The 8,472-nt window shown below is 45.0% G+C and carries 3 tRNA genes and 3 rRNA genes; all 6 read right to left on the minus strand.

Annotated elements, in window-relative coordinates:
• Nucleotides 1–1,989: 1,989 nt before the first annotated feature.
• The 6 genes from PVV63_RS09355 to PVV63_RS09380 all read right to left on the minus strand — a co-directional run bounded on the left by PVV63_RS09355 (nt 1,990) and on the right by PVV63_RS09380 (nt 7,935).
• Nucleotides 1,990–2,066 (minus strand) — tRNA-Met (locus tag PVV63_RS09355).
• A 108-nt stretch (nt 2,067–2,174) separates the two neighbouring features.
• A 5S ribosomal RNA gene (rrf, locus tag PVV63_RS09360) occupies nt 2,175–2,289 on the minus strand.
• A gap of 67 nt (nt 2,290–2,356) precedes the next feature.
• Nucleotides 2,357–5,171 (minus strand): 23S ribosomal RNA (locus PVV63_RS09365).
• A gap of 373 nt (nt 5,172–5,544) precedes the next feature.
• A tRNA-Ala gene (locus tag PVV63_RS09370) sits at nt 5,545–5,620 on the minus strand.
• 252 nt (nt 5,621–5,872) lie between these two features.
• A tRNA-Ile gene (locus tag PVV63_RS09375) sits at nt 5,873–5,949 on the minus strand.
• A 498-nt stretch (nt 5,950–6,447) separates the two neighbouring features.
• Nucleotides 6,448–7,935: ribosomal RNA gene (locus PVV63_RS09380) — 16S ribosomal RNA — on the minus strand.
• The 16S, 23S and 5S rRNA genes sit together here with 3 tRNA genes alongside, the layout of an rRNA operon.
• Nucleotides 7,936–8,472 lie beyond the last annotated feature (537 nt).

The raw sequence follows: 8,472 nt of genomic DNA on the forward strand, positions 1-8,472 counted from the left end.
CGCTCATTAAGGATTTTGAACTAATCAATCTCAAGCCTCGCCATGCGCGTTTAACTTTTAATGCCGCCCATTCCCTCTCAATTTATATCTTAGAGCTCATGGATCAGCCATAATAAAAAACCATATCACGACTACCAGCATTTTCTTGTGCCATTTTTAATGCCTAAAAGGCATTAAAGGGGGGGGACTGCTGCTTCTACCCTACAAAACCAAATATTTCTATAGCATGACAGAATGAGTAATCACACCGCTCTATGGTTCTCCTCTTCCCCGCGTTTCTAGGCTCCGCTTCTAAAGTCAGTGGGCAATTTCTGTAAATGCAAAAGGCGCCCTTAAGGATGGCGAATGAGGATGGTGCAAAAGTATTGCCTTGATTATTTTTTTTAAGAACAAACTAGCTGGTGTACTATTTTTGGAAAGCTCTCGTGTAGAAATATTATGATGGAGAAGCTAGTCATTATGATAAAAACACAAGTCTTAACTCCGTAAAGAGAGAAAATCTGAGTTTAGATTTAATTCCTACAAAGCCTTTATGCGCGTAAATTACGTACCTATACGTTCTTCCCCTACCCTACTTAATTTTATAATAAGACAGCTCCGTATAAAAAACAGCACTATTCTTACATACCATAGCCATTTTCTCTTTACAGGCTTTCTGCTATCAACATAACACTTTACCCTCTTAAAACACTGTTTGCAAAAGGTTTGCATCATTACAATGATCATAGGCATAGGCTTGCTACCCCAAAAAGCTTGCTAGGTAAAAATCCGCCTTAGTATTTAGTGATATAGATAGTGTAGATGTTCAAGGAATTGTGTGCAGTTTTTTTGTTACAAAAAGTTGCAGATTGTTTTGAGGATGAAGATATACAGGTACACATAGAACAAAGGGAGGGATGATATTAAAATCCAAGAGAATCTGAGTTTAGATTTAGTCCCTACAAAGCCTTTATGCGCGTAAATTACATACCTATACGTTCTTCCCCTACCCTACTTAATTTTATAATAAGACAGCTCCGTATAAAAAACAGCACTATTCTTACATACCATAGCCATTTTCTCTTTACAGGCTTTCTGCTATCAACATAACACTTTACCCTCTTAAAACACTGTTTGCAAAAGGTTTGCATCATTACAATGATCATAAGCATAGGCTCGCTACCCCAAAAAGCTTGCTAGGTAAAAATCCGCCTTAGTAGTTAGGGGTATAGATAGTTTGGAGGTCAAGGAATTGTGTACAGTTTTTTGTTGCAAAAAGTTAGCAGATTGTTTTGAGGATGAAGATATACAGGTACACATAGAACAAAGGGAAGGATGATATTAAAATCCAAGAGAATCTGAGTTTAGATTTAGTCCTTGCGCGCCCTTTAAGTGCGTGGCATTACGTACCTATACGTTCTTCCCCTACCCATTTTGCTTCCAGAGGTGCATGATGATTAGTCGCATGCCCCTTCTTATTTGGTTTTTTATACGTGAGAAGAGTTGCAAGTGATGAGCATGGCATTCCCATGCGTTTAGACGCTACACCTGTTTTTTCCTGCTTTTATTTTCAGAGATTGATGATATTTTTGTTTTCCAGTACTAAGAAGAGTTTTTAGATTTATTGTTTTAGAGAGAAGAAAGCATTCTCTACCTGCCTCTGCCTACCACTGCTTCATTAGCGGCATACCCCTTATTAGTCCTATTGCATTCTTTTACGGGATGAGAAGACATACGATCCAGCTCCAAAGCCGCTCCTAGGTCTTGGTGCGTTTAAGGGCCACTAGGTTTTTTACTGTTTTGATAAAGCTTCTATGAGAAAAGTGTAGCAGGAAGGGGAACTTATGTAGGTAAATTACTGACTTTTCCTAGTAGAGGGGAAAGTTTGAATAAAGACTTATTCTATAACATTTTCCATTACGTGCATTATTATATTTTCACGCGATATTATGTGCGTATTGTCATGTTTAGAGGTCTTTTGATTTTTATGGAATATTAGTTTTGGAACATTGGTTGCGGGGGCAGGATTTGAACCTGCGGCCTTCAGGTTATGAGCCTGACGAGCTACCGGGCTGCTCCACCCCGCGTCATATATTTTAAGACAAGATTTTTTTATTGTCTACTCTGAGTATTGAGCATTGATATTTATCGTTATATTTTTATTTTTGAATTGTTATCTATCATGCCTTTAGCAGACCTGGCGGCGACTTACTCTCCCGTGCCTTAAGACAAAGTACCATCAGCGCTGGAGCGTTTCACGGCCGAGTTCGGGATGGGATCGGGTGCGTTCACTCCGCCATAACCACCAAGTCAGCAAAAAGCATGAATGATGAGAAGCTGGAATTTTATATTTTAAGAATGAATATGGGAAATGAGAACGATCAAGTCGATCGAACGATTAGTATCAGTAAGCTTCATGTGTTACCACACTTCCACACCTGACCTATCAACGTGGTGGTCTACCACGGTTCTCAGGGAATACTCGTTTTCAGGTGGGTTTCCCGCTTAGATGCCTTCAGCGGTTATCCCTTCCGTATATAGCTACCCTGCTATGCGGCTGGCGCCACAACAGGTCCACCAGAGATACGTCCATCCCGGTCCTCTCGTACTAGGGACAGATCCTGTCAATATTCCTACACCCACGGCAGATAGGGACCGAACTGTCTCACGACGTTCTGAACCCAACTCACGTACCGCTTTAAATGGCGAACAGCCATACCCTTGGGACCTGCTCCAGCCCCAGGATGCGATGAGTCGACATCGAGGTGCCAAACAACCCCGTCGATATGGACTCTTGGGGGTCATCAGCCTGTTATCCCCGGCGTACCTTTTATCCGTTGAGCGATGGCCCTTCCACACGGGACCACCGGATCACTATGACCGTCTTTCGACTCTGCTCGACTTGTCAGTCTCACAGTCAGGCAGGCTTATGCCATTGCACTCAACAAACGATTTCCGACCGTTTTGAGCCTACCATCGCGCGCCTCCGTTACTCTTTAGGAGGCGACCGCCCCAGTCAAACTACCCACCATACACGGTCCCGAATCCGGATAACGAACTGCGGTTAGACATCCATATCGGTAAGGGTGGTATTTCAAGGATGACTCCACAAAGGCTAGCGCCCCTGCTTCAAAGTCTACCACCTATCCTACACATACAGACACAAATGCCAGTGTAAAGCTATAGTAAAGGTGCACGGGGTCTTTCCGTCTAACCGCAGGAACCCCGCATCTTCACGGGGAATTCAATTTCACTGAGTCTACGTTGGAGACAGCGGGGAAGTCGTTACGCCATTCGTGCAGGTCGGAACTTACCCGACAAGGAATTTCGCTACCTTAGGACCGTTATAGTTACGGCCGCCGTTTACTGGGGCTTCAATTCAATGCTTGCACATCTCCTCTTAACCTTCCAGCACCGGGCAGGCGTCAGACCCTATACGTCGTCTTGCGACTTCGCAGAGCCCTGTGTTTTTGGTAAACAGTCGCTACCCCCTGGTCTGTGCCACCCTCTAACGGTTGCCCGCTAAAGGGTCACGCTTCTTCCGAAGTTACGCGTGCAATTTGCCGAGTTCCTTCAACGTAGTTCTCTCAAGCGCCTTAGTATTCTCTACCAGTCCACCTGTGTCGGTTTGGGGTACGGTCTATATGTGGGAGCTATTTCCTGGAACTGCTTCACTGCAAGATCAATCCAATAAGATCTTACAATATACGCAATCCGTCACTACCCACAGGTCCACGAATATTAACGTGGTTCCCATCGACTACGCCTTTCGGCCTCGCCTTAGGGGCCGACTCACCCTGCTCAGATTAACTTTAAGCAGGAACCCTTGGACTTTCGGCGAGGGAGTCTCTCACTCCCTTTATCGTTACTCATGTCAGCATTCTCACTTCCGATACCTCCAGGAGCTCTCACGAGTCTCCCTTCACAGGCTTACGGAACGCTCCGCTACCACTTACTCCATAAGGAGTAAATCCACATCTTCGGTGTATGGCTTTAGCCCCGTTACATTTTCGGCGCAGGGACCCTTATTTAGACCAGTGAGCTGTTACGCTTTCTTTAAATGGTGGCTGCTTCTAAGCCAACATCCTGGTTGTTTTGGGATCCTCACATCCTTTCCCACTTAGCCATAACTTGGGGACCTTAGATGGTGGTCAGGGTTGTTTCCCTCTCCACGACGGACGTTAGCACCCGCCGTGTGTCTGCTAGTTAGTTCTTCCAGGTATTCGGAGTTTGGTTAGGTTTGGTAATCCGGTGAGGACCCCTAGCCCATCCAGTGCTCTACCCCCTGGAGAATTCGACTAACGCTCTACCTAAATAGATTTCGCGGAGAACCAGCTATTTCCGAGTTTGATTGGCCTTTCACCCCTAGCCACAAGTCATCCCAATCTATTGCAACAGATACGGGTTCGGCCCTTCAGTAAGTGTTACCTTACCTTCAGCCTGCTCATGGCTAGATCACTCGGTTTCGGGTCTAATCCAACGAACTGAACGCCCTATTCAGACTCGCTTTCGCTACGCCTACACCTACCGGCTTAAGCTTGCTCGTTAGACTAAGTCGCTGACCCATTATACAAAAGGTACGCCGTCACCCAGAACGAATCTTGGGCTCCGACTGTTTGTAGGCATTCGGTTTCAGGTACTATTTCACTCCCCTTGTCGGGGTACTTTTCACCTTTCCCTCACGGTACTGGTGCGCTATCGGTCATGCACGAGTACTTAGGCTTGGATCGTGGTCGACCCATGTTCAGACAGGATTTCACGTGTCCCGCCCTACTCTAGGACTTAAATCAGATTTACGTATACGGGACTATCACCCACTTTGGTACGACTTTCCAGTCGTTTCTACTTTTCTTAATTCAAGCCACTGGCCTGGTCCGCGTTCGCTCGCCACTACTAACGGAGTCTCGTTTGATGTCCTTTCCTACAGGTACTTAGATGTTTCAGTTCCCTGCGTTTGCTTCTTACACCCTATTTTATTCAGGTGTAGATACCTTTATTAGATGACTAGAAAACTAAACTGTCCTTTTACAAAAACAGCTTAATTTTTCTAGCCACCAAAGGTGGGTTGCCCCATTCGGAAATCTACGGATCAAAGGGTATTCGCACCTCCCCGTAGCTTATCGCAGCGTATCACGTCCTTCATCGCCTGTGCATGCCAAGGCATCCACCAAATGCCCTTAAGACACTTGATCGTTCTCATTGCCAATATTCATTCACGGTTTGTCTGCTTCTCTTTATCTTGTGCAAAATAAAGCGCAAAACAAACCAAATATCAGCAGAAAAGACCAGCTTCTCGAGATATATTCAATGGCGCGGTTAAGCTTCCAATCATAAGCAAGGGCTTTGAGCATTCCCTTGCGACACAATGTCTCTTTTGAAGATTTCTGTTTCTTTTTAAGATTTTTTTCTTAAAATATTGCTCTCTAGAACAAATTTTGCTCTTTAGAACAAACAGTTCAAAAGGAACATGTCTGAATATATCTTCTCTTCACAATTTCAATAGAACAAGCAAAAGATCACTGGACCTTTTACAAAGACTGTTCTTACAACATGATGATGACCTAATGGTGGAGCCGGACGGGATCGAACCGACGACCCCCTGCTTGCAAAGCAGGTGCTCTCCCAGCTGAGCTACGGCCCCTAAATAATGCTCTTTCAAATCAACCTTAACCAGATTTATCAACTTGAATTACCTGTACTATTTTGATTTGTATCATTTAAATTTACCTGTACCACTAAGGGATTTTAAAAGCCTCTTTGAAAGCTTAATAGGATAAATTTAACAAATAATCTTTGGATGATAAAATAAAATCCTTAAAAATAAACAAAGATCGAAAAGTCTTTAATACACTAAAGCTTCATACTCTTGGATAAGCAAAAAACGAGCATAAATTGGTGGGCCTGGGAGGACTTGAACCTCCGACCTCACGCTTATCAAGCGCGCGCTCTAACCAACTGAGCTACAAGCCCTCCGGGATAAACCGGAAAACCTTCCCCGGCATCATCTTAAATCACTGGAAAAGCTTTTACTCATTTCCTTTTAAAGCCTTTTTTAAAAACCCATAAGTTTTAATAAATCCATAGTTTTTAAAATCCATGGCACCTTGAAACGCATGTTTTTCTTTGAAAAACGTGGAATGATTATGATGTGAGGCTTTACTTTAAGAGATCGCCAGAAGGCTTGGGATCATCATCTGAAGAAAGAGAAACGAAGACGGCATGTCTGCTTTTATATTGTCAACACATGAGCACTAAGCCCTCAAATACTTCTCTCAACAGAGGTAGGGGCCTCAAAGAGACGGGGGGGATCCTCTTTAGTTACAAAGAGGGGTCTCTTTTTTGTGAGAGGGACTCATTGAGAGTTAGCGTCATATGCACGGTTTAAACGGACTACGTTTAAACCTTGTGTCTAATCAGATCAAAAAGGGAGGGAGCTTTTTAAAAAACCCTATTCTTGATCATCCTTAGAAAGGAGGTGATCCAGCCACAGGTTCCCCTACGGCTACCTTGTTACGACTTCACCCCAGTCGCTGACCCTACCGTGGTTGCCTGCCTCCTTGCGGTTAGCACAGCACCTTCGGGTAAAACCAACTCCCATGGTGTGACGGGCGGTGTGTACAAGGCCCGGGAACGTATTCACCGTGGCATGCTGATCCACGATTACTAGCGATTCCAACTTCATGCACTCGAGTTGCAGAGTGCAATCCGAACTGAGATGGCTTTTGGAGATTAGCTCGACCTCGCGGTCTCGCTGCCCACTGTCACCACCATTGTAGCACGTGTGTAGCCCAGCCCGTAAGGGCCATGAGGACTTGACGTCATCCCCACCTTCCTCTCGGCTTATCACCGGCAGTCCCCTTAGAGTGCCCAACTGAATGCTGGCAACTAAGGGCGAGGGTTGCGCTCGTTGCGGGACTTAACCCAACATCTCACGACACGAGCTGACGACAGCCATGCAGCACCTGTCTCCGATCCAGCCTAACTGAAGGAGGGTGTCTCCACCTTCCGCGATCGGGATGTCAAGGGCTGGTAAGGTTCTGCGCGTTGCTTCGAATTAAACCACATGCTCCACCGCTTGTGCGGGCCCCCGTCAATTCCTTTGAGTTTTAATCTTGCGACCGTACTCCCCAGGCGGAATGTTTAATGCGTTAGCTGCGCCACCGAGCAGTAAACCGCCCGACGGCTAACATTCATCGTTTACGGCGTGGACTACCAGGGTATCTAATCCTGTTTGCTCCCCACGCTTTCGCACCTCAGCGTCAGTAATGGACCAGTGAGCCGCCTTCGCCACTGGTGTTCCTCCGAATATCTACGAATTTTACCTCTACACTCGGAATTCCACTCACCTCTTCCATACTCAAGATATCCAGTATCAAAGGCAGTTCCAGGGTTGAGCCCTGGGATTTCACCTCTGACTTAAATATCCGCCTACGTGCGCTTTACGCCCAGTAAATCCGAACAACGCTAGCCCCCTTCGTATTACCGCGGCTGCTGGCACGAAGTTAGCCGGGGCTTCTTCTCCGGTTACCGTCATTATCTTCACCGGTGAAAGAGCTTTACAACCCTAGGGCCTTCATCACTCACGCGGCATGGCTGGATCAGGGTTGCCCCCATTGTCCAATATTCCCCACTGCTGCCTCCCGTAGGAGTCTGGGCCGTGTCTCAGTCCCAGTGTGGCTGATCATCCTCTCAGACCAGCTATGGATCGTCGCCTTGGTGAGCCGTTACCTCACCAACTAGCTAATCCAACGCGGGCTCATCCATCTCCGATAAATCTTTCTCCTAAAGGACGTATACGGTATTAGCACAAATTTCTCTGTGTTATTCCGTAGAGATGGGTAGATTCCCACGCGTTACTCACCCGTTTGCCGCTCACTCTAAAAGAGTGCGCTCGACTTGCATGTGTTAAGCCTGCCGCCAGCGTTCGTTCTGAGCCAGGATCAAACTCTCATATTGAAAATTCGATTTGGCTATATTTGGTCTTTTTGCTCCTTAAAAATAAAGAGCACCAATTAAATGGTCACGCTTGAATCGACGAGAACATATTTTTACACACCTAATCTAACATTTATAACATTAGATCCGGTATTAACATCTTCTCTAAAAAACGTGCCGCCATATTCTTTTCGAAATCTTAAAGCATAAAACCCTAAGACTTCCGCAGACTATGCCGCCCACGTTTCTCTTTCTTCTTTCTTCTCTTGTCAAAGAACAAACGGTCAATAAACCGTTTCAAAAAACCAAAAAATACCATACACTAAAAAGCGTAAAATAAAAACCTAAAAGGTAAAACACCGCGTATATGATAATTCTTAGTCAATAAAACAAGAGCAAAACCAACCATCGCAAGCAGAAACCGCTCTCGTTACTCGTCGTATATAGTACTCTTTCAATCAAAGAGTCAATATCATTTTTTATTTTTTTTTAAATAAAATAACCCAAACATTTCCAATAAAATATTGTAACAAAAAATCCTATTTCAAGACATTATTG

The organism is Bartonella sp. CM31XJBT (assembly GCF_028618555.1).
Lineage (GTDB): Bacteria > Pseudomonadota > Alphaproteobacteria > Rhizobiales > Rhizobiaceae > Bartonella.